This window comes from Nocardia concava NBRC 100430 (assembly GCF_000308815.1).
Lineage (GTDB): Bacteria > Actinomycetota > Actinomycetes > Mycobacteriales > Mycobacteriaceae > Nocardia > Nocardia concava.
In genome coordinates this window covers 74,819-98,127 of the sequence record NZ_BAFX01000074.1, presented here as the reverse complement: position 1 = coordinate 98,127, position 23,309 = coordinate 74,819, and the positions used below count along the sequence as shown (strand labels likewise).

General features: G+C 65.3%; 21 protein-coding genes. 9 read left to right on the top strand and 12 right to left on the bottom strand.

All coding sequences use genetic code 11. From position 1 onward, the window contains the following. Nucleotides 1–138 precede the first annotated feature (138 nt). Nucleotides 139–1,230: a 2-oxo acid dehydrogenase subunit E2 gene (locus tag ON43_RS14860; RefSeq protein WP_040807897.1), complete on the bottom strand. Its 1,092-nt coding sequence runs from the start codon at nt 1,228–1,230 to the stop codon at nt 139–141. A 12-nt stretch (nt 1,231–1,242) separates the two neighbouring features. Then, nucleotides 1,243–3,585: a thiamine pyrophosphate-binding protein gene (locus ON43_RS14855; RefSeq protein WP_040808126.1), complete on the bottom strand. Its 2,343-nt coding sequence runs from the start codon at nt 3,583–3,585 to the stop codon at nt 1,243–1,245. A gap of 278 nt (nt 3,586–3,863) precedes the next feature. Here ON43_RS14855 and ON43_RS14850 point away from each other — a divergent pair, with 278 nt between their 5' ends. Beyond that, complete coding sequence (locus ON43_RS14850) at nt 3,864–4,367, top strand: Lrp/AsnC family transcriptional regulator (protein WP_040807895.1); 504 nt, start codon at nt 3,864–3,866, stop codon at nt 4,365–4,367. A gap of 114 nt (nt 4,368–4,481) precedes the next feature. Here the strand turns inward: ON43_RS14850 and ON43_RS44810 are convergent, their stop codons facing one another. The 3 genes from ON43_RS44810 to ON43_RS14840 all read right to left on the bottom strand — a co-directional run bounded on the left by ON43_RS44810 (nt 4,482) and on the right by ON43_RS14840 (nt 7,784). Then, nucleotides 4,482–4,634, bottom strand: a complete 153-nt coding sequence (locus tag ON43_RS44810) for a hypothetical protein (RefSeq protein ID WP_157514037.1) — start codon at nt 4,632–4,634, stop codon at nt 4,482–4,484. Nucleotides 4,635–5,411: 777 nt separating this feature from the next. Then, complete coding sequence (locus tag ON43_RS14845; protein ID WP_040807894.1) at nt 5,412–6,263, bottom strand: alpha/beta fold hydrolase; 852 nt, start codon at nt 6,261–6,263, stop codon at nt 5,412–5,414. A gap of 51 nt (nt 6,264–6,314) precedes the next feature. After that, nucleotides 6,315–7,784 carry a long-chain-fatty-acid--CoA ligase gene (locus tag ON43_RS14840; protein WP_040808125.1) on the bottom strand — a complete coding sequence of 490 codons (1,470 nt, stop codon included), beginning with the start codon at nt 7,782–7,784 and terminating at the stop codon, nt 6,315–6,317. A gap of 136 nt (nt 7,785–7,920) precedes the next feature. Here ON43_RS14840 and ON43_RS14835 point away from each other — a divergent pair, with 136 nt between their 5' ends. From ON43_RS14835 to ON43_RS14815, 4 genes are all read left to right on the top strand, one after another. Then, a complete protein-coding gene (locus tag ON43_RS14835; protein ID WP_083913421.1) occupies nt 7,921–9,111 on the top strand; it encodes a PucR family transcriptional regulator in 1,191 nt (396 codons plus the stop codon). A gap of 874 nt (nt 9,112–9,985) precedes the next feature. Further along, nucleotides 9,986–10,249, top strand: coding sequence for a hypothetical protein (locus ON43_RS14825; RefSeq protein WP_245568595.1), 264 nt, complete (start codon nt 9,986–9,988; stop codon nt 10,247–10,249). Nucleotides 10,250–10,502: 253 nt separating this feature from the next. Then, on the top strand, nt 10,503–11,843 hold the full coding sequence (locus tag ON43_RS14820; protein ID WP_040807892.1) for a tyrosine-type recombinase/integrase: 1,341 nt from the start codon (nt 10,503–10,505) through the stop codon (nt 11,841–11,843). Nucleotides 11,844–12,116: 273 nt separating this feature from the next. After that, complete coding sequence (locus tag ON43_RS14815) at nt 12,117–12,701, top strand: Uma2 family endonuclease (RefSeq protein ID WP_040807889.1); 585 nt, start codon at nt 12,117–12,119, stop codon at nt 12,699–12,701. 370 nt (nt 12,702–13,071) lie between these two features. Here ON43_RS14815 and ON43_RS14810 read toward each other — a convergent pair whose 3' ends face one another. After that, nucleotides 13,072–13,878, bottom strand: a complete 807-nt coding sequence (locus ON43_RS14810) for a hypothetical protein (RefSeq protein WP_040807887.1) — start codon at nt 13,876–13,878, stop codon at nt 13,072–13,074. A gap of 351 nt (nt 13,879–14,229) precedes the next feature. Here ON43_RS14810 and ON43_RS14805 point away from each other — a divergent pair, with 351 nt between their 5' ends. Both ON43_RS14805 and ON43_RS14800 read left to right on the top strand, forming a co-directional pair. Further along, nucleotides 14,230–14,931, top strand: a complete 702-nt coding sequence (locus ON43_RS14805) for an SDR family oxidoreductase (RefSeq protein ID WP_040807884.1) — start codon at nt 14,230–14,232, stop codon at nt 14,929–14,931. A gap of 25 nt (nt 14,932–14,956) precedes the next feature. After that, complete coding sequence (locus ON43_RS14800; RefSeq protein ID WP_040807883.1) at nt 14,957–15,379, top strand: tautomerase family protein; 423 nt, start codon at nt 14,957–14,959, stop codon at nt 15,377–15,379. Here ON43_RS14800 and mtnK read toward each other — a convergent pair. From mtnK to ON43_RS14775, 5 genes are all read right to left on the bottom strand, one after another. Further along, nucleotides 15,373–16,578 carry an S-methyl-5-thioribose kinase gene (gene mtnK / locus ON43_RS14795; protein ID WP_051178446.1) on the bottom strand — a complete coding sequence of 402 codons (1,206 nt, stop codon included), beginning with the start codon at nt 16,576–16,578 and terminating at the stop codon, nt 15,373–15,375. The two genes, ON43_RS14800 and mtnK, sit on opposite strands and share 7 nt — an antisense overlap. Continuing rightward, nucleotides 16,575–17,603 carry an ABC transporter permease gene (locus ON43_RS14790; RefSeq protein WP_040807881.1) on the bottom strand — a complete coding sequence of 343 codons (1,029 nt, stop codon included), beginning with the start codon at nt 17,601–17,603 and terminating at the stop codon, nt 16,575–16,577. Before ON43_RS14790 ends, mtnK begins: the two co-directional genes overlap by 4 nt. A gap of 37 nt (nt 17,604–17,640) precedes the next feature. After that, nucleotides 17,641–19,188, bottom strand: a complete 1,548-nt coding sequence (locus tag ON43_RS14785; protein ID WP_040807879.1) for a sugar ABC transporter ATP-binding protein — start codon at nt 19,186–19,188, stop codon at nt 17,641–17,643. After that, complete coding sequence (locus ON43_RS14780; RefSeq protein WP_040807878.1) at nt 19,175–20,254, bottom strand: substrate-binding domain-containing protein; 1,080 nt, start codon at nt 20,252–20,254, stop codon at nt 19,175–19,177. Before ON43_RS14780 ends, ON43_RS14785 begins: the two co-directional genes overlap by 14 nt. 98 nt (nt 20,255–20,352) lie before the next feature. Then, nucleotides 20,353–21,489, bottom strand: a complete 1,137-nt coding sequence (locus ON43_RS14775) for an FAD-dependent oxidoreductase (RefSeq protein WP_040807876.1) — start codon at nt 21,487–21,489, stop codon at nt 20,353–20,355. A gap of 128 nt (nt 21,490–21,617) precedes the next feature. Between ON43_RS14775 and ON43_RS46205 the strand changes: the two genes are divergently transcribed. Together ON43_RS46205 and ON43_RS47155 are read left to right on the top strand one after the other, a co-directional pair. Next, complete coding sequence (locus tag ON43_RS46205) at nt 21,618–22,097, top strand: TetR/AcrR family transcriptional regulator (RefSeq protein WP_505778414.1); 480 nt, start codon at nt 21,618–21,620, stop codon at nt 22,095–22,097. Further along, nucleotides 22,031–22,258, top strand: coding sequence for a hypothetical protein (locus ON43_RS47155; protein WP_373283449.1), 228 nt, complete (start codon nt 22,031–22,033; stop codon nt 22,256–22,258). The genes ON43_RS46205 and ON43_RS47155 overlap by 67 nt, the downstream gene beginning before the upstream one ends. Nucleotides 22,259–22,276: 18 nt before the next feature. Here the strand turns inward: ON43_RS47155 and ON43_RS14765 are convergent, their stop codons facing one another. Further along, nucleotides 22,277–23,251, bottom strand: a complete 975-nt coding sequence (locus ON43_RS14765) for a helix-turn-helix transcriptional regulator (RefSeq protein ID WP_040807875.1) — start codon at nt 23,249–23,251, stop codon at nt 22,277–22,279. Between the last annotated feature and the right edge of the window lie 58 nt (nt 23,252–23,309).

Genomic DNA, 23,309 nt, shown 5'->3' with positions numbered 1-23,309 from the left:
CGCCATGGCCGAGGCCGGTACCTTCCCATTGCCTACAACCCGACTCTGGCTCGATCTGCTAACCCCTACCCTCTTCGCTGTGGCAACCCTCTTCGCCGGTGCGGCCACCCTGCGCGGGTCCTCACGTTAGAAGGCCGATCAGCCGAGTTCCTCGGCGCTGAATCCACTGTGAAGGCGCTGTTTGATCGTTCCGAGGAAGCGGGCGGCGTCGGCTCCGTCGACGATCCGGTGGTCGTAGGAGATCGACAAGTAGACCATCGAGCGGATTCCGAAGGTCGGTGCGCCGCTTGAATCTCGCTGGGGCACCACGCGTTCGACGACCGCGCCGGTTCCGAGGATTCCCGATTGCGGGAGGTTGAGGATCGGGGTGTCGAACAACGCGCCTCGACTGCCGGTGTTGGTGATCGTGAAGGTGCCGCCGATCAGCTGGTCGGGGCCGATCGTCGCGGTGCGCACTCGATCCGCACTGTCCGAGATCGCCTGTGCGAGTGCGCGGATGGTGAGAGTCTGCGCATCTCTGATAACCGGGACCATCAGGCCGCGGTCGCTGTCGACAGCCATGCCGAGGTGAACCGCGGAGTGGTAGGTCACCTCGGTGCACTCGGAGTTGACCGAGCAGTTGAGCACCGGATGTACGACGAGTGCTTCGATCGCCGCCTTGGCGAAGAAGGGCAGGAACGACAGCTTCACGCCGGTCCGCCGCCGAAAGTCCTCCTTGTGGGCATCGCGCAGGCGCGCGACGTTGGTGACGTCCGCTTCGACGACAGTGGTGAGTTGCGCTGTCGTGTGCAGTGATTCGAGCATCCGTTTGGCGATGGTCTGCCGAATTCGCGGGAGCCGCTCGATTCGCGCATCCGATGCGAGTGTGGCCGCGGGCGCAGGGGCATCGTTCGGCGGCTCGAGCTCCACCACCGGCGCCTCGATCGGCTTTGATGGCACTGGCGGGGCGGTCATCTCGCGAGGAGCGGCTCCTTCCATCTGGCCGATGACTGCCAGCCGAGCTCCGATCGGAACAACGTCGTTTTCGGCGACCAGAAGCTCGAGCACCGTACCCGACAGCGTCGCCACGATCTCGGTGTCCACCTTGTCGGTGGCGACCTCTACCAGCGGTTCATCAGCATCGATGTGATCTCCGACGGCCCTCAGCCAGCGTGTGATGGTGGCTTCGGTGATGTTGTCGCCGAGTGGCTGCAGCGTGACAACGCCGGCGAGTGCCTGCGGTGTGTTCATTTGTTTCCTTGGTCAGTCGGTGAGGTCGAGGGCCGCGGCGACGATCGAGTCGGCATCGATGCCGTGATAGCGGTAGACGTCCTGGAGCGAGCCGGCTTGCCCGAACTTGCTGACCCCCAGCGACATCGTTCGGACGTGGTTGATCGTCGACAGGAAGGTGAGGGTGTGAGGGTGTCCGTCGAGGACGGTCACCATCGGCGCGGAACGATCGGGGGCGAAAACCTGGTCGAGAATCCAGGACGAGCCCTCACTGCGGCCTCGCCGGGACTGCAGGGCGTCGTACAGCAAGCCGGGACTGGTCACGCATATGACGTCGGCATCGATTCCCAGATCCGCGAGTCGGTCTGCGGCAATGATCGTTTCGGTCATCATCGCACCCATCGCCGCCAGAGTCACCGTCGGTCGCGAAGCTTTGCGCAGCAGGTAGGCACCTGCGAGTACGTGACGGCGGCGGCGCTGACGAGCACTCGGATCAGCGGGCACCGCGGCCAGCGTCTGATCGACCGGCCGAGTCGAAAGCCTCAGATATGAGGAACTTCCATTGGGGCGACCGAGGCGCGAAATCGCGTCCAGTAGAGTCCATTCGACCTCGATCGCGAATGCCGGCTCATAACTGATACACCCGGGTTGTTCGAGCCCGATCGACGGCGTCTTGATCGACTGGTGCGCCCCGCCCTCCGCGGCGAGACTCACCCCCGACGGCGTACCGACCAGAATCGACTGGCCCCCAGCGTATATCCCGTACGACCAGGGCTCGAGCGCCCGCTCCACGAAGGGGTCGTAGAGCACTCCGATCGGGAACAGCGGCTGCCCCCACCGACTCCAGGTGGCACCGAGTTCACCCATCAGCCCGACCAGATTGGTTTCGGCTATTCCCAGTTCCATGTGCTGCCCGGTCGGATCCTCCCGCCAGTGCATGATCGTCTCGGCGTCGTCCGCGAACCAGTCGTGCCGCTCGTGCGGTGACCAAACTCCGACCTTGTTGAGCCAGCCGGCCAGATTGGTACTGGAACTCACGTCCGGGCTCACGGTGATCACCCGCTTCGCGACCTCGGGTGCCTGCCTGGACAGATCGAGCAGTACCCGGCCGAGTGCCGCCTGTGTAGTGGCGATGCCCCCGGGGGTACGGCCGATATCAGCGGGCACCGCAGGAGTTGCTACAGAAGCAATTTCGGGCCGATGCAAGCGCTCGCCCGCGGCTCGACAGAGTCGTTCGGCGGGGGTGTTGTCATCGAATTTGATCCAGGGGGTCTCGACGCTCATTCCCAGCGTGTCGGCCAGTGCTGCGAACTGTTCGACGGTCAGCAGGGAGGAGTGGTTTTGGGGATGTCCTTGGGTAGGAAGCCCATATCCCTTGATGGTGTACGCGATGATCACGGTGGGCCGCGTGTCGTCGATCTGTGCATAGGCGGCGCGAAGCGCGTCCAGGTCATGTCCACCGAGATTACCGATCGCCCTGGTGAGCGTCTCGTTGTCGAGTTCCGCGACGAGTTCCTCGATCGGTCCAGCGCCGATCCCACTGCCGGGTAACCGTCGCCGCAGCTCGTCGGATGAACACCGGAGCAGGCGTTGATATTCGGGATTCGACATGTCGAGGATCCTGGCGCGAAGCTCAGGCCCGCCAGCGCGAACGAACAACGATTCCAGGAGCTTGCCGAACCGGACGGTAATCACCTGCCAGCCGGCAGCGTCGAACATCTTCTCCAGCCTGGCCGCAGCGATGTTCGGCACCACCCGGTCCAGTGATTGACGGTTCATGTCGACGATCCAGACGATTTCCCCCAGGTCGGCGACCGAGGGGTCGAGTACTGCCTCCCAGACCGCTCCCTCGTCGAGTTCGGCGTCGCCGACCAGCGAGTATTGGCGGCCGGTTCCGGTATTGCCGATCGCGGCGTTCACGTATCGCCGTGCGATCGCGCCCCAGATCGGAGCGGTAGCACCAATTCCGACCGATCCGGTCGAATAGTCCACGGGGTCGGGGTCTTTCGCCCGGCTGGGATACGACTGCAGGCCCCCGAACTCGCGCAGAGTCGTCAAATATTTCTCGTCGAGCACGCCGAGCAGGTAATTGATCGCGTGCAACACCGGAGACGCATGGGGCTTGACCGAAACTCGATCGCCTGGCTGCAACTGCTCGAACCACAACGAGGTCATGATCGAAACCATCGACGCGCACGAGGCTTGATGGCCACCCACCTTGAGCCCCGACGCATTCGGCCGAATTCTGTTGGCGTGGTGAACGATTCCAGTCGACAACCAGAGCACTCGACGCTGAATTTCGTCGAGAGTGTCGGCGTGCGTGGAGTGAGCCCCGAACCGGGGACCAGATGGCCGATCTGCTGTGGACACGGTCATGGCAGCTTCCTGGGAGATGATCACGATAGGCGCGACGTCCGCGCCGATAGAACCGGCGCAGCACGCATGACGAGGTGAGACTGACCGTTGCGCACGCAGTGGTCGGCGAGCGCGGCGGATTGAGGCGGCAGCGGGATCTCCGACCTACCGAAAACAGCATGCTTGTGCAAAACTGCCTCACAAGTGCAGCATTGATACAAGATTCGCGCAATCGCCGACAGGAAATTTGAGCAGATCGCACGCGATACGTCGGCACGTCGCGGCGGAAGGTCAGCGATATGACAAGCAAAACAGTCGGCGACGCACTCGACGGTCGTCTGCTCCAGGCGCTGGGAGCGGATGCGCGGGCCGCGACGGTCGCCCTGGCGCACCGCATCGGCGTCTCCCGCAACACCGTCCAAGCCAGGCTGGCCCGCTGGGATCAGTCGGCCGTCCTCGGCTCCTTCGAGCGACGTGTCGAACCTGCGTTCTTGGGCTTTCCGCTGCGCGCCTTCGTGTTTACGAACGTCAAGCAACGTCTGCTCAACGAAGTCTCCGCGGCCCTGGAGACAATCCCCGAGGTCGTGGAGGTACATGGACTCAGCGGTGTATCGGACTTGCTCATCCAGGTGGTGGCACGGGACGCCGACGATCTCTACCGGATCGCAGGGCGAATTCTCGGCATCAGGGGCGTCAAACGCACCAACACCGCTCTGGTCATGCGTGAGCTCGTGGGGTATCGACTGACGCCCCTGATCGAGCAGCTAGCGGCGGAGTCCTCGATTCAGGCCGAAGCCGAGTAGTCCAAACTCGGCCAGGTAAGGTCACCCCGCGGTCCAGCCACGATGGTCAGCGTCGATGACCACCTAGCGCTCGATGCTGGTCAGGGCGAAATCGGCTTCTGTCACCAGCGCAGGTCATGAGGATTCCGCAACCGGCTGCGGAGCTTCCGGTTCGGCATCGCGGGCGAATCGCTGTTCGAGTTCGACGCCCTCGATGTCGAGGTCGGGGACGTAGCGGTCGAACCAGCGCGGGTGGTACCACATAGGGCTGGCAAACCCAGCGATCACAGTCCCATCCGTCCCGCTCCGCCCCATGGAAAACACCTGGTAGCAGGCGTTTCGGAGCGTTTCAAGCGGTGACCAATATGAGCATTTCGGCGTGATGCCAACTGCGATGTCATCAACCTCGACAAAGGTTGAAAGGCGGCCCTGAAACCTATTGCCCAGGGCCGCTTTTCGTAGTAACGGGCACAGGATTTGAACCTGCGACCTCTGGGTTATGAGCCAACAAGGACCTGCCCCGCACGGTCCCGCCGTGTTCGGCGGAATCCGTTCCGTGCCGGTCAGCGGGGTTTCGATCGTCCGTGCTATCCGTGTCGTTTCACCCGGCACACTGGATTTCGCCGTGTCCGGTTGCCAAATCCGTTGCCAATTTCGGCCGATCGGCGTGGGTGCTGGTCGGTCGCCGTGCCAGTTGTTCGCGGTCCCGGAGGCGAGGTTCGGTCAGCATCGGCACCACCACGGCAAAGATCACGATCCCAGCGCGCCCAATGGCTGGGCGGGCCGGGGAGCCTTGTCGCTCCGGTAAGGCGAACACTGCCAGTGCGCCTGGACCGATGACCTCGAAGGCCAGGCCTAGGCGGACCAGGTCGACAGAGGTACACGAGCTCGCCGACGAGTTCTTCCGCCGGCTCGGCGAGCAGGTCGCCGCCGTCATGCCCGGCATTCCCCGAGCAGCTCCGGCAGTCCGAGAACTTCCTGACCGAGCTGACGAGTGCGATGAACAATCGTCTCGCCCGGCCGATTCCGCCCTCATTGTTACGAGATGCTCTGGGCAGCAGACGATTATGGACTCGGCACACGGGTAATCCAAGCAATCAGGTCGGCTTCCACCTCGTCGCGGTTGATCTCGTTGAGGATCTCGTGCCGCGCCCCCGGATACACGCGGTAGGTGATGTCGGTCAACCCGACCTCGCGATATCGGTCGATCAGCAGATCACTCAACCGCAGATTGTCGTTGAGCGGATCCCGATCACCCACCATCACGTACACAGGTAGATCGGTGGGAACGGTTGTCGGATTCGAAAGCCGTTCGGCGGCAACCGTTGCCAAGAGCGTCATGTTGGCCGGGTCGAGATCGAACCCGCACCACGGATGTGCCACATACGCGTCGACCTGCCCCTCGTCACGACTGATCCAGTCGGCCGTCGTGCGTGTGGGCTGGAATCGGGCATTGAACAGCCCCAGCAGATCTCCATCTGCCTCGGCGATCATGGCGAACAGCTGGTCGACCGCTGTGGTACCGCACAGCACGACATCGTCGACGAGGCCCGAGTGTTCGAGAATGTACTGCTGAACCGCGAAGGATCCGAGGCTGTGTCCGAACAGGACGACGGGAATCCCGGTGTGCTTGACGCGCAGCAGCCTGGTGAGTGTCACAAGGTCCTCGACCAGTAAGTTCCACCCGTTCTCGCCGAGGTCGCCGGGCGTGCCCGTGATGCTGTGGCCGTGCCCGCGATGGTCCGGGGCATAGACAGCGTATCCGGCGTCGGCGAGTCGTTCGGCGAGATGACTGTAGCGGGCGGCGTATTCGCCCATCCCGTGCGCGATTTGCACGATCCCGACCGGTTCCTGGTCGACCGGCAGCCATTCCCGGACGTGGATGACGGTGCCATCGCTGCTGGTGAAGGTGGACATGGGATGCTCCTGCGGCTTCGAGGGATGAAACATGGAGGGTGGCGGCGTGTTTCACGGCCGAGTGATGGCGCGTTTGAGGATCTTGCCGCTGGGGCCGGTGGGCAGCTCGTCGAGCAACCACACGTGGCGGGGGTATTTGTAGGCAGCGATGCGTTCGCGCACGAAGCTCTGCAGTTCCTCCGCGGTGGTGTTCGCTTCCGCGCTCAGAACGATGGCGGCGACGATCTCCTCCCCCAAGTGATCGTCGGCGATGCCGAAGACGGCGGCCTGCACGACATCGGGGTGTTCGTAGAGCAGCTCCTCGATTTCGCGCGGGTAGATGTTGTACCCGCCGCGAATGATCATGTCCTTCTTGCGGTCGACGATGTAGTAGTAGCCGTCGTCGTCGCGCCGGGCGAGGTCGCCGGTGCGGAACCAGCCGTCGGGAATCGCGGCCTCGGTCGCCTCGGGCCGATTCCAGTAGCCGGACATGACATTCGGGCCGCGGACCGCGATCTCGCCGATCCCGTCGATCACATCGACCAACTCGACCTCGACGTCACGGATCGGCACACCGATCGAGCCGGGTTTGCGCGGCCGCCCGGCGTGGTTGAACGTGACCACGGGGCTGGTCTCCGACAGACCGTAGCCCTCCAGGATTTCGCAGCCGAAGGTCTTCTCGAAGGCGGTGAGCAGTTCCACCGGCAGCGACGCACCGCCGGATACACAGCGCCGCAACGACGTGACGTCCGCTGTCGTCGCGACCGCGTCGTGCAGCAGCGCGGAGTACATGGTTGGCACACCAGCGAAGACAGTGACCCGGTCGCGGGCGATCGCCTCGAATACCGTGGCCGGCTCGAAGCGCGGAACCAATGTCAGCGCGGCTCCGCAATAGATCGCGGCATTGAGTGCGCAGGTCTGCCCGAAGGTGTGGAACAGCGGCAGGCAGCCCAGGATCACATCATCGTGGTGGAGCTCCTGCACGGTCGAGGCGTACACCTCGGCGTTGTGCGCGAGCCCGGCGAGCGTCAGCGCCGCTCCCTTGGGTTGGCCGGTGGTCCCCGAGGTGTAGAGGATCACCGCCACCTGATCCAGCTCCACCTCTGGACTGTCATGGCGTGGCGCGTGCCGCGCCAGCAGGGCGGCAAACGACGTCGGATCGATCGTCCGGACAATGGTCCCGCTCGCCGCCGCCCCTTGCGGCCCCTCCCCTGGACCGCCCCTCCAATCGAACAGCACTCGTGCACCGCAATCGGACAGGTAGTAGGCGACCTCACGGGCCTTCAGCAACGGATTCATCGGCACCACAACGCATCCCGCGCGCAGGATCCCGTAGTAGAGAACCACGAACTCCGGCACGTTGGGCATCATCAGAGCCACCCGAGACCCTGGAGTCACGCCCTCGGCACGCAGCATCGAGGCGACCCGCGCGGTCCGCTCCTCGAGCTGCGCATAGGTCAGGACCGTATCGTCCGATCGCACCGCGACCCGGTCCGGGACACGCAGGGCCGACTGCAGCAGATTCACGGTCAAGGAGCGCATCGTCAACTTTCCGGTAGTGCCGAAAACATCGCCGAAATCGTCGCATCGATGCGATCGCGCTCCCATGGACGCAGGGACAACATCACCGGTCCGCCAACTGTTCGCCGCAACAACCACGAACCGGTAACCTGCGGAAATGCCCCGCACCACGCCGCCGGAAGCAATCGTCGAAGTAGCCGCGCTCCTACTCGAGACCATCGACGACCTCGGACTGCGGTTGGCCCGGCGCTTCCTCGCCGAACTCGACACCTACCGCAACGAGGCGCAGGTGCCCTTCGACACCATTCGCACCTCCTGCACGCGCAATCTCACTCTGATGCTGCGACACTTCACCACCACCGCACCGGTGGACCCGGAACCGCCCAAGGAGACCGGGCGACTACGTGCACAGCAGGGTGTGCCCCTGGCCGAAACCTTGCACGCCTTCCGCATCGGATTCGAATTCCTGTGGTCCGAACTGGTTTCCGCCTCACGACGCCACCCCGAGGTCACCGACGCGATGCTCGTCGCCCTCGCCGCAGAGGTCTGGGCTCTATCGGGTGAATACGCGGTCGCGGTCGCGGCCGCCTACCGAGAAACCAGCACCGAACTGGTCCTGCAACGCGAACACGAACGCTCCGTGCTGGTCGAGGCCCTGTTCACCGGCATGATCGCCGATCCTGCCACCCTCGGCGAAGCAACCCGGATCCTCGGCCTGCCACCCGCCGGCCGCTACGTCGTCGTCGCCGCAGAAGCACCCGCCACCGGACGCGAAGCGCTACCCGGCATCGAAACCACCTTGCGCGCAGCACAAATCACCTCCGCCTGGCGATTGCTGCCCGACCAGCAGATCGGTGTACTCGCTCTGCCCGAATCCCGAGAACGATCGGCACTGAAGGCACTACGAGCCCATCACACCCGCGTGGGCATCAGCCCGCCCTACGACGCCCTGCCCGAGACACCGCAGGCACTGCACTTCGCCCGGCTCGCCCTCACCGGTCTACGCGACCGCCCCCGCGGCGTCGCCCGCTTCGACGACGACCCCCTCGCCATGCTGATCGCGGCAGCACCGGTCGAAGCCGAACGGATGACCCGAGTTTCGCTCGGCCCCCTTCTGGCCCTGCCCTATGAAGAACGCGAACGGCTACTGCAAACCCTCCGCACCTGGTACGCCGCGAACGGCTCCGCCGCCGACACCGGCCGCGAACTCTTCCTGCACCCCAACTCCGTCCGCTACCGCCTGCGCCGCATCGAGGAAGTCACCGGCCGTTCCCTCACCGACCCCCGAGCAATCCTCGAACTCGGGGCCGCCTTGCGTGCATTGCACCGCCCGAATCGCAGCCTGTGACAGGTCCATCCACCAGATCGACTGCCCCTCGATCCCCCGAGGTCCGGGATCCCGCCCGCCTGCGATCACTGGGCTGGCACCCCAGCGATCGCACCGTCCCACCGCCTCCCGCTTGGTTCACCGAGAACCGCCTGGTAGCAAAGCATTTCACAGTCTCGACGCACCGATCAGGCGCAGGCATCCCGGGAAGTTGCCAAATCCGTTGCCAGGAGCCTCGACAAAAGTTGAGGGCGGTCCTGAAACCTATCGGTCAGGACCGCCCTCATTAGTAGCGGGGACAGGATTTGAACCTGCGACCTCTGGGTTATGAGCCCAGCGTTCACCGCCCAGGCTCGTTAAGTGCCGTCGCCTTCTGCGTCATCAGCCGAGCCAGCTCGACCTTGGTCTTAGCCAGCGGCTGCGTGAATGTCTCGCCGACCGGGACTAGCTGACGGTCTACCAGTTGCCGGCCTACGCGACCGAGCTCAACCCGACCGGAAGGCATCTGACCCCTCCCACGGCGCCGCTTGGCCAACACCTGGTCACCGACCCCGCCTGTCTAACTATCGACGTCCGCACCGGGCTACGCCGGATCCAATAGCGCCCCAACCTGATCGACGGCTGCCTCACCGAAGCAGGCCTGAACCCGATCACGCCATGACGGCATCACGAAAACAAGCGCAGTAGTCCCGGGCCGCCTTTCGATGGTCCAGGGCTCGACGGGGAGACACTGACCAGGGTCCGAGAGCTCGCCATATGGAATGTAATGGGCGACGCGTTGGGGACATAGAAAATGGCCGATAATTGGCTATCGTTGGTTCCATCAAGTTGAGAAGGACTCTGGATTTTCAATTAGGTAGGCGCATATTCAATCTGAGATGAATGGAGGTGAGCGATGGAGGATGATCAAATGGATGCGGAAGGCAAGCATTCAGAGATGAGGCATGAAACCGAGAAGGATCTCGCGGCACGAGCGGATATGTGCGAGTTGGCAACTCCCGCCGAGACGGCCAGATTTCTGCGGACAACCGTGGGCAAGCTTGCCAACGACCGACACCTCGGAATCGGGCCACGCTATATGAAGTATGGCCGCAGTGTCCTCTATCCGTGGCGTTCCTTGCGTGCCTTCATCGACGAGAACATGACCGGTGATCTGTAGTACCTCATACACAGGTCGTCTAGCAATCACACAGCTACTGCTGGTGGTCTTTCATGCGTGCTTCTGACTTTCCTACGCTCTCGCCGCACGGCACAGCTGAATGGCAGTGCCCAGGTAGACCAAGGCGAATGACCGAGTAGGAAGGGGTGGCAAATGCTTGGACAGGCGGTGGATTCAGCGCGGCACCTGTCTCATCCGGGTGCCGGAGGTCTGCGGTACTCGGGCGGCGCGGTTGCCAACAGGGGGGCCGCGTATGTCACAGGCTGAGCTGGGCCCGGGGATCCCCGGGAAATTCAGTGAACCGAAGTGGAGTGCGTCGCGTCAGACCTACCAGATCCATTGCCTTGTCGGCGAGCCGCTCGGTGAGCCGACAAAGGTCCACGCCTCCGGGAAGTCGAAGCCGAAAGCCGTCGCGAACCTGAAGAAGCGAATCGCCGCATGGAAACCGCGGGCCGAGTCGCTTGGCGCCTACAGTCCCAACGTGACGGTCGAGGCGTTATGCCTGACGTGGCTGAAGCTGTATGAGCATGACGACACGAAGCGCCCGCAGAACGCCAAACACTATCGGCGAGAGATCAATCCCGCGACGAAAGGTCGGGGGAAAGAAGACAAGATCACGATTTCGGGGTCCGCGTTGGGGCGGATGAAGGCGCTGGAGACCAGACCGTTCCACATCCGCATCCATCTGGAGCAAATGAACGGAACCGCGTACAAGAAGACCCGCCAGAAGTCGATCCTGCGCAATGCGTTTCAGATGCTGGTGGACGACGGGCTCCGCGATGACAACCCGGTCAACAGCGTGAAGAGGAACAAAGGCAGCCGGACGAAGGCCGTCGTCAAGCGGGGCCGTGCGAGGACCACCCCCAACCCGTACTTCCCTGACGAACCGCAGCCGTTCACGCCAAACGAGATGAGCTCGTACCTGGAGGCGGAGCGAGGCTACTTCCCACGCCCGTTCGCCTCGCCCTGGTTCGAGCAGCGCTACATGGACTTCAGGGCCCTGGCGTACGAGCTTGCCGCTCGCCCCAGCGAGGCACTTGCCGTCCTGTTCGATGACATCGACTTCGATCGATGCGAGGTCAGTGTCACCGGGACGATCGTCGACTCCGAACTCCGTGTGCATCAGGTCAGAAGTGTCGTCGCGCAGTACAACCTCCAAGGCGATGAGATCGTCTACCCACGCGGCTGGCCGGATTTCGCCGACGAGGACGTAGTGTGCGTTGCGTATCGGCAGCCGTTCACGAAGACCGCGAAATCGATGCGAACGATCAAGGTTGGCGACGACTGTATGACGATGCTGCGACGACGGAAGATCGCGGCTCGGCCGGGGCAGCGGCTGGTGCTCCCTTCTCGAACAGGGAAGGTGGTGCGGTCGGAACAGATGTCACTGACTTGGGCCAAGGTCGTGCGTGGAACCGGCCTGGAGTGGTCGACGCCGAGAACGCTGCGCTCGACCCGCGCGACCCGCGTCGCCGAGAAGTACAAACTCCCGGCCGCGCGTCTCATCCTCGGGCATGAGGAGAACTCGCCCATCACAGCGCGTCACTACGTCCCCGACGAGCGCGTGGTCGTCGATCTGGCCGACGCACGGTGAGTACCAGGTATGCAGACTGATCTGCCCAAAACGTCCACAAAACGGTCACACGCCCACTCGTGTCGGCGTCCGGCGCAGGTCAGACCGGGTAAGAGTGCCGGAGCGGCTACACCGAGCCCATCCTCCACCGCCGCCGCCGCGAGGCCAAGGCCTTCAACAAGACGGCGTAACCCCGACTCTGGCTGAGCCCCTTAGGAATCCCCGGTCGACCACTGGTCTGCCGGGGATTCCCCTATTCTGGGCGCATGTTCCTCAGCGCGAAGACGGCAACCGGTGAGCGCACGCGATCCGGTGTATGGCCACGGTCCCTACAGCGTGGCGGACATGGCAAACCTTCGAGACGAGGGTAAAGGCTTCGAACTCGTCGACGGCTGGCTGATCGAACGGTCGACCAGTCCTCGCCATGACTACGTCGTGTACGCGCTCAGGGACATCGTCGAAAGCGCCGCCAAGCGATCCGGAGCCGACATCTACATCCAAGCGCCGATGGACATTCCAACGCCTTCCGGTGCCAGAAAACCCGATGTCGTCGTCGTGAGCAGGACGGCTGCGCGCGACGCATGGCATCTAAACCTCTCGCTGTTCCCCGGTACCGACGTCCAACTGGCAATAGAAGTCGTTTCCCGCGGCTCAGGCAGCGAGCGAGAAGACCGCCACCGCAAGGTGATCGAGTATGCCCGCACCGGAATCGAGCAGTACTGGCTGGTCGATTTCGACCCGCGTCCACGTATTCAGATCCGCCGCCTCGAAGGCTCTGCCTACGGCGATCCAATCCTTCTGGAGGAGAAGGACATCCTCGAGGTCACCGACCCGTTCCCGATCTCCTTCCCACTGTCCCGCCTGGCCGACTTCTCGTAACTGCCTGCCGGCCATACGAACCCACCCGGATTCTCGAACCCCGTGGAACAACATTTCAACGGCCCGTTACCCAAGCCCGAGCGGATCGCCGTCGAGGTCAACCGCGAGCAGTGGCGATCATGATCTTCGGCTCGGAGACTGGGTCAATTACATCCCTTTGAATCGGAGCGGAGGCGACATGCACCTCGGACCAGGCCCAAGCTCCGCACAGAGGAAAGCCGCACAACTGCAGCACCAGCGTCTAGTCATACAACAGAATCTGAGACGGGCCGCCCAGAGACGCAAGGCTTCAGAGGCAGAGGATCAGCTACACCCCGACCACAAACGGTAGAGCAGCAATCGCGCAATCAGACCGCAGAACCTCGTCCGCTCAGCCCATTAGTTTTCCACTGCGGATTCTGTCGAGAACGGCCGTGGACCGCAGTTCGTGGCGGTCTTCGGGATGCCGTTGATAGAACTGCACCAGATGGAGCAGCAGTGCGGGGTCGATGCCGAAGGCCAGTGCCGGGAGGTCCATTTGCCGGTCGGCTCGTTGCCGCCCCCAGCGCGCCGCTCTGCTCTTACCAGTGTCGGTTTGGAAGGAGGTTCCGGACGTAGGAACTATTCGCACCATTGGTGTTTCGTTCGCAAGGAAGGGCGTGACAACTGCGATATCCTCCCAGGCAATCGATTTCGTGACGGGTCCGGAGACTCGCACCAGCCCCGCCTCGTCGAGTGTGACATGGTTGTCACGTCGCCCTGTGAAGAGGAATACGGCGAGAAAGGCGAACGCGCCTATGACCGCAACCGCGATCACGAGTTGCGTCACCTCCAGTGCCACCCCTGTGCCCTGCCCGTCTGCGTCGTGTGAAAACAGTTGCCGAAGGACCAAGGCCGCACGAGCGATCATGAAGACGGTGCCCGCGATGAGCCACATCGCGAGGATTGCACGCCAGTATCGAACTAGTGAAAGTCGTAGTCCCACAATGCCATCAACTGCTCCATCGATGATTCCTGATGGAAGGCGTTTGCGGCGCACACGCAGATTCAACGATGCGGCAGCCACGAAACTGAGGCAGACGAGGGCGATCGCGACACCGTAGAACGTCTTGAGAGAGTTCCCAGCCCGGGAGGCATCGAGGGTGAACGGGATCGCGATCAGGAAGCCGATCCCGAAGAAGATCGCTGCGATGACCATCGCCGGACGCGGCCGTGCGCTACCCCACGCCTGCGGCCAGGGAAGTTCTGGGACTTCGATATCCGTTCCTGTTCTGAACACCACGTTCCTTTCGCACCGATGCCTGATTCTGCTATTTGAACGGCTGTTCGGCGGCATACGCTCCCAGTGATCCTCCCGCAAACCCGCTGTCTGCCGGGCAGACGAATCCGCCCGGATTCTCGAACCCGTGTCGAGGAACATTTCAATGTCGCCGGACGGATTTCCCCCACTGCCTCGGTCCGCCACACCCGGACCTCTGACCTAGCCATCGACCCGATTGCCTGACTATAGTGAAATAAAGTTAGATGGTCTGGAACTCAGGAGGTAGAGATGGCCAGGATTGAGGGTGCTGTCGCGCTTGTCACCGGCGGGCAGCGCGGGCTCGGGCGCGCGTTCACGCAGGAGTTGCTGGCGCGGGGTGCGGCGAAGGTTTATGTCACGGCGCGTAAGCCGGAGGCGAGTGCGGATCCGCGCGTGGTGCCGCTGGAGCTGGAGGTTACCGACCCGGATTCCGTTGCGGCGCTGGCGGAAGCGGCCGCCGATGTGGAGATCGTGATCAACAATGCCGGGGTGCTGCGGTCCGCTCCCCTGCTGAAGGCCGAAATGGCCGATGTGGTCGAGACATTCGAGACCAATGTGTTCGGGCCGCTGCGTATCGCGCAGGCGTTCGCGCCGATTCTGGAGGCGAACGGCGGTGGGGCGCTGGTGGATATCCACTCGGTGCTGTCGTGGAGTTCGGGTGCGGGGGCCTATGGGGCGTCGAAGGCGGCGCTGTGGTCGCTGACGAATTCACTGCGCATCGAGCTGGCCGGGCAGGGAACCCAGGTGGTGGGCGTGCACCTCGGTTTCGCGGACACCGACATGGTCAAGGGCATTCAGACCCAGAAACTCAGCCCGGCGGAGGTCGCCACGGCGCTGGCCGACGGTCTCGAGGGCGGGGCCACCGAGGTGCTGGTGGACGAGTTCACCCGGCAGGTCAAGTCGGGCTTGAACGGACCCGTCGAGAACCTCACCCTTCCCTTCCTGCGCTGAGCCTTCGAAACAGGAGTCGATCGTCATGCCGTTGTGGCACATCTACCATCCCGCGAACACCTACACCGCCTCGGACAAGGAGCGTCTGGCCAAGGAGATCACCGCGTACTACGTGCGGTTCGGCCTCCCGGAGTTCTACGCGGTGGTGCTCTATCACGAGATTCCGTCGGATTCGTTCTATGTGGGAGGGCGGGCCACCGGCGCTTCGGTGCGGATCACGGTGGACCATCTGGCGCGCACGCTCGAGGATCCGGAGATGCGCAAGCGGATGACGCAGGGGTTGGACGCGATGCTCGCGCCCTACACGCACGACCGCGGGCTGCATCTGGAATTCAATGTGACCGAAGTGCCACGGGACACCTGGATGATCGCAGGACTGTTCCCACCACCGATCGGTAGTGCGGCCGAACATGCCTGGGCCGAGGAGAATCGGCCCATCCCCTACTGACTCGCCCAGGCGGCACCTTCGATGGCCCGGCCCGACCCTTCGAGGAGGCCGGCGGCTGAGGCAGGGTTGGCCAGGGTGGTGCGGTGCAGGATCAGGTCGCGGCCCGCGAGGAGGGCTTGGCGGGTGGCGAGGGTCGGGTCGGGCAGGGTGTCGAGGTCGGACAGGTGGGCGAAACCGATTGTGCGGCGGATGAGTTCGGCGCCGGCGTAGCCGAGGGCTTCGGTCCAGACGCGGTGGAGGAAGCGGGTGAGGTACGCGTCGTCGAAGAAGGTGTCGACGCGGGTGGGCCACAGGCGGCGGAATTCGGTGGTGAAGGCCTGCCAGCTGAGGGTGAGCTCTGCGCCGGGTTCGGTCGGGCGGCCGAGGGCGCGGGCGCGGGCCTCGGCGGCGATGGTGTTGCCCCAGTAGGAGCCGAGGTCGAAGCCGATGGGGCCGACGAAGGAGAATTCGGGGTCGAAGATCCGAACGACTTCGGAGCCGTCGCGGGTGCCGGTCATGATGCTGCCGGTGTGCAGGTCGCCGTGCAGGAGGGCTTGGGCGCTGGTCATGAAAGTGTGTCGGAGGTCGGCGATTTCGGTGCGCAGGGCCGAATCCGCACGGAATTCCGCGGCCAGGTCGGCCACGCCCTCGTGCCAGTGGTTGTGCTCGTGCTCGATGAACGGTTCGGCGAGGAACACATCCTCGGTGATCTTGCACAGGTCGGGATTCACCGATTCCGCGATCAGCGCCTTGCGTTCGCCGGAGGACAATCCGAAATCGCTGGTGGCGAAGGACAATCGGGCGACGAAGACGCCGACCGCCGTGGACACGCCGCCGTAGCCGCCGCCCTCGTTCAGGACGCCGCGCAGCACGCGCAGATCCGAGAGGTCTTCGAGGATCAGCGCGTAGTTCGCCGCGTCGTAGTCGTGCAGGACCGGGACAACCTCCGGTGCGACGGCCCGAACCCGTTGGTAGGCGCGGGCTTCGGCGTCCGCGCGGGCGGGGCTCATCGGCCACGAGGGCCCGGCGACCCGGACCCAGGGCAGCGCCTGTTTCACCGCGACGCTGCGCCCGTCGTCGCGGCGCGTGGCGATGAACACCCGGTTCAGATTGCCGTCGGACACCTCCCGGACGTCCACGTCGCCGGTGCCCCAGTAGCCGCGCTCGCGCAGGTACTCCGGAACATCGGCGGGTTCGAGGATGCGATAGTCCCCGGTCACGATCTTCTCCCTTCGGACAGCGTGAAACTGCAGACCAGCGCGAGGATGAGCACGACACCCTCGACGACGTCCTGTGTGTAGTAGGGCAATCCGGCGATGGTGAGCCCGGACGACACTATGCCGATCAGCACCGCGCCCAGCGCGGTCCCCCAGACGTTCGGCCGCCCGCGCCCCAGCACGGAGGTGCCCACCAGCGCGACGGCCACGGCCTCCAGCAGTTGCGAGTTGCCCGCCGAGACATCGCCTTGGCCGATGCGCGCGGCCAGGATGAGCCCGCCGGTGGCGGCGAGCAGCGCCGAGAGGACGTAGGCCAGGCTGCGGTAGCGCCCGACCCGCACCCCGGCCAGGCGCGCGGCCTCCCGGTTGGCTCCGATCGCGTACAGCACCCGGCCCCACCGGGTCCGGGCCAGGAACACCCATGCCGCGATGGTGAGCACCGCGAAGATCAGCACCGAGTTCGGTACGCCGAGCACGCTGCCGCGGTCGATGGACAGGAATCCGGAGGTGAACTTGCCGGGTGCGGTCGATCCGTCGGCCAGGGTCATGCCCGGCGAAATCGACTGTCCGTCGACCATCACCAGTTTCAGCCCGGAGATGGCGAACATGGTGCCCAGGGTGGCGAGCATGTCGGGCACCCGCAGCAGCACCACGAGTGCGGCGTTCACCAGACCGGCGAGCGCGCCGACGCCGAGCACGGCCAGCATCGCGATGGCGCCGATCTGGTTGTGCACCACCATGGTCTGCGCCGCGACCGAGACCGCGAGACCCGCGACCGCGCCCACCGACATGTCCAGGCCGCCGACGGCCATGGTCAGGGTCACGCCGAGGCCGAGAATGGCGGCGACGGACACGTAGCGCAGGACCTCGAGCAGGGTGGAACCGCTGCGGAATGCCGGTTCGCTCACGCTGAAATAGGCGAACAACCCGGCCGTCACGACCAGGAATCCGTATTTGACGACGAGGTCGCCCGCGCGCCGCACGCGCGGCGCGACGGTCGCCGCGGACGTTTCTTCGGTGATCGTCATGGAGTCTTTCTGTAGGACAGTGGAATTCGGCCGGTGGTCACACGGCGGCGAGGGCCCGCACGATGGCATCGGGGTCGGGATCGTAGGTGTCGAGCCGGATTTCGCCGTCGACGAGCACGAGGACGCGATCGGCGACCTCGAGCACCTCGTCCACATCGGCGGACAGCAGCAGTACCGCGCCGCCCGCGGCGGTCAGCGCCCGCGCCCGTTGCCCGATGTCCCGGCGCGCGCCCAGATCGACGCCGCGGAACGGTTCGTCGAGCACCAGCACCCGGGGCGGACCCGCGAGCCAGCGCCCGACCACCACCTTCTGCTGATTGCCGCCGGAGAGTTCCTCGATGCGGCTGTGCTCGTCGCGTGCGACGACACCGAGTTCGTCGATGCCGCGACGGCCGGCGGCGGCCTCTTTTCCGGAGCCGAGCCATCCCCAGCGATTCGACACCGAGCACAGGAACGGCAGGCTGATGTTCTCCGCGATCGACCATCCCGGCACCAGGGCGTCCGCGTGGCGGTCCTCGGGCACCAGATGCACACCGCGCCGGATGGCGTCGGCCGGATGCCGGGGACGGAAGGGCTTGCCGTCCAACAGCATCGAGCCGCCCGCGAACCGGTCCGCGCCGAAGACGCCGCGCGCCGTTTCGGTCTTGCCCGCGCCGAGCAATCCCACGATGCCGGTCACTTCACCGGCGCGCAGGTCGAGGTCCAGCGGGCGGCGGGCGGGTCGCAGCGGGATGCCGTGCAGCGACAACACCGGTTCACCGTCGCGCGGTCCGGCGTCGGCGGGCCGTCGGGTGGCCGCCGAGTGTGCGGTCGCGAGCATGGCGCGCAGCGCGGCATCCCAGTCGAAGGGCCGTTGCTGGAGCTCGGTCAGCTTCCCGTCGCGCAGTACCACCAGATCGTCTGCCAGCGCGTCGATTTCGCCGATCCGGTGGGACACGTAGAGGATGGCGATCCCGGCGTCGCGCAGCCGTTCGACGAGGGCGAACAATCGTCGGGCTTCGGCCGCTGACAGCGCCGAGGTGGGTTCGTCGAGGATCAGCAGGCGGGGACGGGTGGCCAGGGCGCGGGCGAGAATCAGCAGTTGCCGATCGGAGATGCCGAGTTCGGCGACATCGCGCCGCAGCAGGCGGTCATCCCAGCCCAGGTCGAGCACGTCCTGGATCTCCTTGGCGCGTGCCAGGATTCGGGAGCCTTTCAACAGGGCCGGGCCCCGGCCCGCCGCCAGCTCCTCGAAGACGAGGTTCTCCGCCACCGACAGGCCCGGAACGACGGTGTCGGCGATGTGCTGATGCACCGTGCGGATGCCCAATGCGCGCGCCTCGGCGGGTGAATGCAGCCGCGCCGGGACGCCATCGATCCGGATCTCGCCCCGGTGCGCCGGGTACATGCCCGAAAGCACCTTGATCAGCGTCGATTTCCCGGCCCCGTTCGCGCCCAGCAGCGCGACCACCCGGCCTCCGGTGAGGTCCAGCGACACCCCGTCGAGCACGGCGCGCCCGCCGAAGGACATCCCGACCTCCCGCAGCGCGACCACGGGTGCGGGCGTGCCGGTATCGGCGGGCTCCCCGGAGTCAGTGAGCGACAACGGGAATCCAGTCCGCGGCGCTGACCTGTCCCAGTGCCAAGGCGGGCACGGCCGCACGCAGCTGATCGAGGTTCTGAATCTGCTTGGACACCAGCAGATCCCGGGTGACGGCCACGGCCGGGAACTGCACGCTCGGCTTGCCGAGCTGTCCCGCCAGCTGCAGGGCGGCGGTGCGCACCACGGCCGCGCCGACCGCCGACGGGTCGGTCCCGGCCGTCGCCACCCACGGGCTGTCGGCGGCGGTGATGGCTTGGATATCCGCGTTGGAGATGTCGGCCCCGACCACCTTGACCCCGCTGAGTCGCTTGTTCTGCACCGCGAGCGTCGCCCCCTTGGCGAGCTCGTCATAGGGCGCGAAGATGCCCTTCACCTCGCCGTGCTGGGTCAGTGCGGCACTGACCAGCGGCACGGTGTCGGTCGCGGTGGAGTCGGTCACCTTCCCCACCTTGAACGCCTGGGTCCAGCCGTTGTCGCCGAGGGCGCGCTGCCACACCGCATCCCGGCGATCCAGCGGCGCGTACCCGGCAACATTGACGTAGCCGACGGGTGCGTTCTTGCCGATGGCCGCGGACAGCGCTCCGATGGCCGCGTTGGCGATATCGGCGTCGTTCTGGCTCGTGGTCACAGCTTTCGGGTTGGTGGTGTCCACGTCGTAAGTCACCACGGTGATGCCCTTGCCGACGGCTTGATCGATGAGCGGCTCGAGCGTCGCCGGGAAGCCGTGGTCGACGATGATCGCCCGCACACCCGAGTTGATCGCGGTGGAGAGATCGGTTGCCTGCCTGGCATTGTCGGCCTGCGCGTCGTAGACGGACAGATCGATGCCGAGCGCCTTGGCCTGCGCCTTCGCGCCCTGGCCCCACTGCTCGAAGTAGTCGCCCGCACCACTCTGCCGCACCAGGGCCACCGGCACCGCGCCGTGATCGAACGGCGCGGGCCGCGGGCCGGTCGCCTGCGCGACCGTCGAGGTGGCCTGCGGTCCCGTTGCGCCCCCGCCGGATTGGGAGCACGCCGTCGCCAACAGGACGAGGGCGGGAACGGTGAGGACCGAGGCCAAGCGTGACACGGTGGAATCTCCAGGGTCGGACGGAAAGGCAAAACCGGGAAACTACCGATCGGAACCTTTCCGCACACCGCATTCGATCAGCGTGATCGGAATCCGCGTCAGTCGGAGAACATCTCGGCTGCCATGCGACGGGAGTTCTCGACGGCGCGGTGGCCGCGGGGCAGCAGGACGGACTGGTAGTCGCCGAGGGCTGTGGCGAGCGACTTTTCTCCCCTTGTGGCGGAGAGGATTTCGCGGGCGAGGGTGGCGGCATCAGCCAAGGCGGTGTTCGCGCCCGCACCGGCGGTCGGGGGCATGGCGTGGATGGCGTCGCCGATCAGGGTGACCGGGCCGGGTTCCCAGCCTGCCACCGGGGCGCTGATGCGGAAGGTGATCGGGAAGAAGCTGTCGATCTCGGAGCGGGCGTAGATGTCGCGAATCCGGGGGTGCCAGTCGGAGACGATGTCGGACGAGAGCTTCCACAGTTCCTCGGCGGACATGCGGAACAGCACCTCGTCGCCGACGCCGAGGCGTTCGGGTGTCGCGCACAGGGCGACCATCAAGTAGTCCGGCTGCCCGGCCTGGGGTGTGCGGAACCGGACGGGTCCGAAGGCGGCGACGCAGGTGCGGCCCTCGGCCACCATGGTCAGGCCGCGGTCGAATTCCTCGGGTTCGAGGTTGCCGGTGAGGGGCATGCGGCCGTAGAGGCAGCGGATGCCGAAGTCCTCGACGATCGCCTCCGGTAGCAGTCGACGGCGGATGACCGATCCGACGCCGTCGGCGCCGACCAGCAGATCGCCCTCGTCGGTGCCGCCCTCGGCGAATTCGACTCGCACTCGGCCGGAGTCGGTGATCCGGTAGTCCGAGACCGTCCGGCCGAATCGCACGACGTCGTCCAACCCGGTGAGCAGCCCGCGACGGAAGGCATTGCGATCCACGGCGGTGATCATGTCGGCGGGAATGCCGGGGAATTCGTAGGCGGACACCCGCTCGAGTCCGGTGGTGAATCTGGTGACCATATCGCCGCTGATGCTGCTGGAACGGCGCAGCGCGTCGAAGATCTCCGGAGTGAGGCATTCGCCCAGCGCGGCATTGCCGTCCGGATCGATGTGGATGCGATAGCCCTGATTACGGGTCTGCGGCGTGGGGTCCTGTTCATAGACCACGACCTCGATCCCGGCGGTGCGCAGGGCTTGCGCCAGCGTCAGACCGCCGACTCCCCCGCCGGCGATGAGAACCCTTGTGCTGTCTTTCATTTCGATACTCCTCGACGATTCCGTTCGACTCTTCGGCAGCTGCGTCTCCAGGGTGCGCCGCCAGCACAGCCCTGTCAATCGTCTTATTGACATTATCAAGTGTTCGTTTGATTGAACCAGGCGGATGTATGATCGCGTCCATGCCCGCTTCGACTCCCCGCCGATCGCCCAAGCCGCAGGAGCGGCAGCGCGATCCCGAACGCACCCGCGCCCTGATCCTGGACGCGGCGATGAAGGAGTTCGGCGCGCACGGCTACGCCGGTGCCAGAATCAGCGCGATCGCGGCCCGGGCCGGGGTGAACGTGCAGCTGATCTCGTATTACTTCGATGGGAAAGAGGGCCTGTACCAGGCCATTTCGCAGCAGTGGTGGCAGCAGCGCCGGGGCGAGGTGGCGCCGGCGGACACTCCGCTGCCCGAGCAGTTGCGCAGTTACGCGCTCGAGGCGCTGCACAATCCGGAGGGTGTCCGCCTGCTGGCGTGGGCGGGCTCGAATACGCCGGAACCCAGACCCCCACGGCCTCGGACCGGTTCGCGGACACCATCGCGGAACTGCGCGAGCTTCAGCAGTCGGGCAAGCTGCCGGCCGAGCTCGACCCGGGATGCCTGACGGTCATGCTCATGGCGATGGCCATGGCTCCCACCACCTTGCCGCAGATCGTCGAGGCCGCCTGCGGAGTCGATCCGCGCTCGCCGAAGTTTCTCGAACAGTTCGCCGATCAGGTGGCGATCCTGGCCGAGCATCTAGGTCTCGGTTCCGCGGGCAGCTGACTCCACCCCGCGCCGACGTCAGGGCCGGTAGGCGCGGGCCATGGCGGCGGTCTCGGCGGCGAGGCGCGACCTGAGTTCCTCGGGGCCGAGGACTTCCGCACCCGCGCCGAGACGGAGCACGTCGGGGACGGCGCGCTCGAGGGATTCGATGGGGAGCCGGATTTCGCGGTGGCCGGTCGGGTCGGGCGCGGTGGCCGATTCCCGGGCAGCCTGCACCGCGGCAGGGTCGAGGAGCTCGGTGAGGCGTTCGAAGGTCGCGCTGTCGACGCGGATCGAGGCCGAATCCCGGTGGCGGCGTTGGTCGAAGGATTCGAGGTAGCCGGACCAGTAGGCGGCCAGGTCGAAGTCGGCGGGACGAGCCACGGGGTCGTCGAGAATCTCCAGTTCCATGATTCGCGAGATTCGGTAGGTACGGATCTGCGCATCGGTGCGACCGACCAGGTACCAGTTGCCGGATTTCAGGACGAGCCCGAGCGGTTCGGTGGTCCGGGTCACGAGATGCGGTGTGGCCCAACGTATGTAATTGAAACGCACCACGTGCTCATTCCAGACGGCGTTGGCCACCGGGGTGAGGTAGGGCGTGGGTTCGGTCTCGCTGTACCAGCCGGGGGCGTCGAGGTGGAATCGTTCGGCGATGCGGCCCGCCCGGTCGCGCAGCTCCGGGGGCAGGGCGGACATGACCTTGAGGTTGGCGGCGGTGACGACGGCTCCGAGCCCCAGATCGGAGGCGGCGGCGGGCAATCCGGACAGGAACAGGGACTCGGCCTCGTCGGTGGTGAGGAGGTTGAGCTTGGCGCGAAATCCGTCGAGGAGGCGGTAGCCGCCGTCGTGGCCCGCGTCGCCGTAGACGGGAATGCCCGCGGCGGAGAGCGATTCCATGTCCCGGTAGACGGTGCGGACCGAGACTTCCAGCTGGTCGGCGATCTCCTGCGCGGTGACCCGGTCGCGCGTCTGCAGCAGCAGAAGGATCGACATCAGACGGCTGGCACGCATACCGAGATTCTGCCGGAATCCACTGACACTAGATGTCAGTGAAGCGCCGCTAGTTTGC

Bases quoted from the DNA above. Each gene is read 5' to 3' on its own strand.
- ON43_RS14825 (WP_245568595.1), top strand. From the start codon at position 9,986: ATGGAGGATGATCAAATGGATGCGGAAGGCAAGCATTCAGAGATGAGG.
- ON43_RS14790 (WP_040807881.1), bottom strand. From the start codon at position 17,603: ATGACGATCACCGAAGAAACGTCCGCGGCGACCGTCGCGCCGCGCGTG.
- ON43_RS14810 (WP_040807887.1), bottom strand. From the start codon at position 13,878: ATGGTCATCGCAGCGATCTTCTTCGGGATCGGCTTCCTGATCGCGATC.
- ON43_RS14860 (WP_040807897.1), bottom strand. From the start codon at position 1,230: ATGAACACACCGCAGGCACTCGCCGGCGTTGTCACGCTGCAGCCACTC.
- ON43_RS14805 (WP_040807884.1), top strand. From the start codon at position 14,230: ATGGCCAGGATTGAGGGTGCTGTCGCGCTTGTCACCGGCGGGCAGCGC.
- ON43_RS46205 (WP_505778414.1), top strand. From the start codon at position 21,618: ATGATCGCGTCCATGCCCGCTTCGACTCCCCGCCGATCGCCCAAGCCG.
- ON43_RS14850 (WP_040807895.1), top strand. From the start codon at position 3,864: ATGACAAGCAAAACAGTCGGCGACGCACTCGACGGTCGTCTGCTCCAG.
- ON43_RS14820 (WP_040807892.1), top strand. From the start codon at position 10,503: ATGTCACAGGCTGAGCTGGGCCCGGGGATCCCCGGGAAATTCAGTGAA.
- ON43_RS14840 (WP_040808125.1), bottom strand. From the start codon at position 7,784: ATGCGCTCCTTGACCGTGAATCTGCTGCAGTCGGCCCTGCGTGTCCCG.
- ON43_RS14765 (WP_040807875.1), bottom strand. From the start codon at position 23,251: ATGCGTGCCAGCCGTCTGATGTCGATCCTTCTGCTGCTGCAGACGCGC.
- ON43_RS14845 (WP_040807894.1), bottom strand. From the start codon at position 6,263: ATGTCCACCTTCACCAGCAGCGATGGCACCGTCATCCACGTCCGGGAA.
- ON43_RS14775 (WP_040807876.1), bottom strand. From the start codon at position 21,489: ATGAAAGACAGCACAAGGGTTCTCATCGCCGGCGGGGGAGTCGGCGGT.
- ON43_RS14855 (WP_040808126.1), bottom strand. From the start codon at position 3,585: ATGACCGTGTCCACAGCAGATCGGCCATCTGGTCCCCGGTTCGGGGCT.
- ON43_RS14800 (WP_040807883.1), top strand. From the start codon at position 14,957: ATGCCGTTGTGGCACATCTACCATCCCGCGAACACCTACACCGCCTCG.
- ON43_RS14835 (WP_083913421.1), top strand. From the start codon at position 7,921: ATGCCCCGCACCACGCCGCCGGAAGCAATCGTCGAAGTAGCCGCGCTC.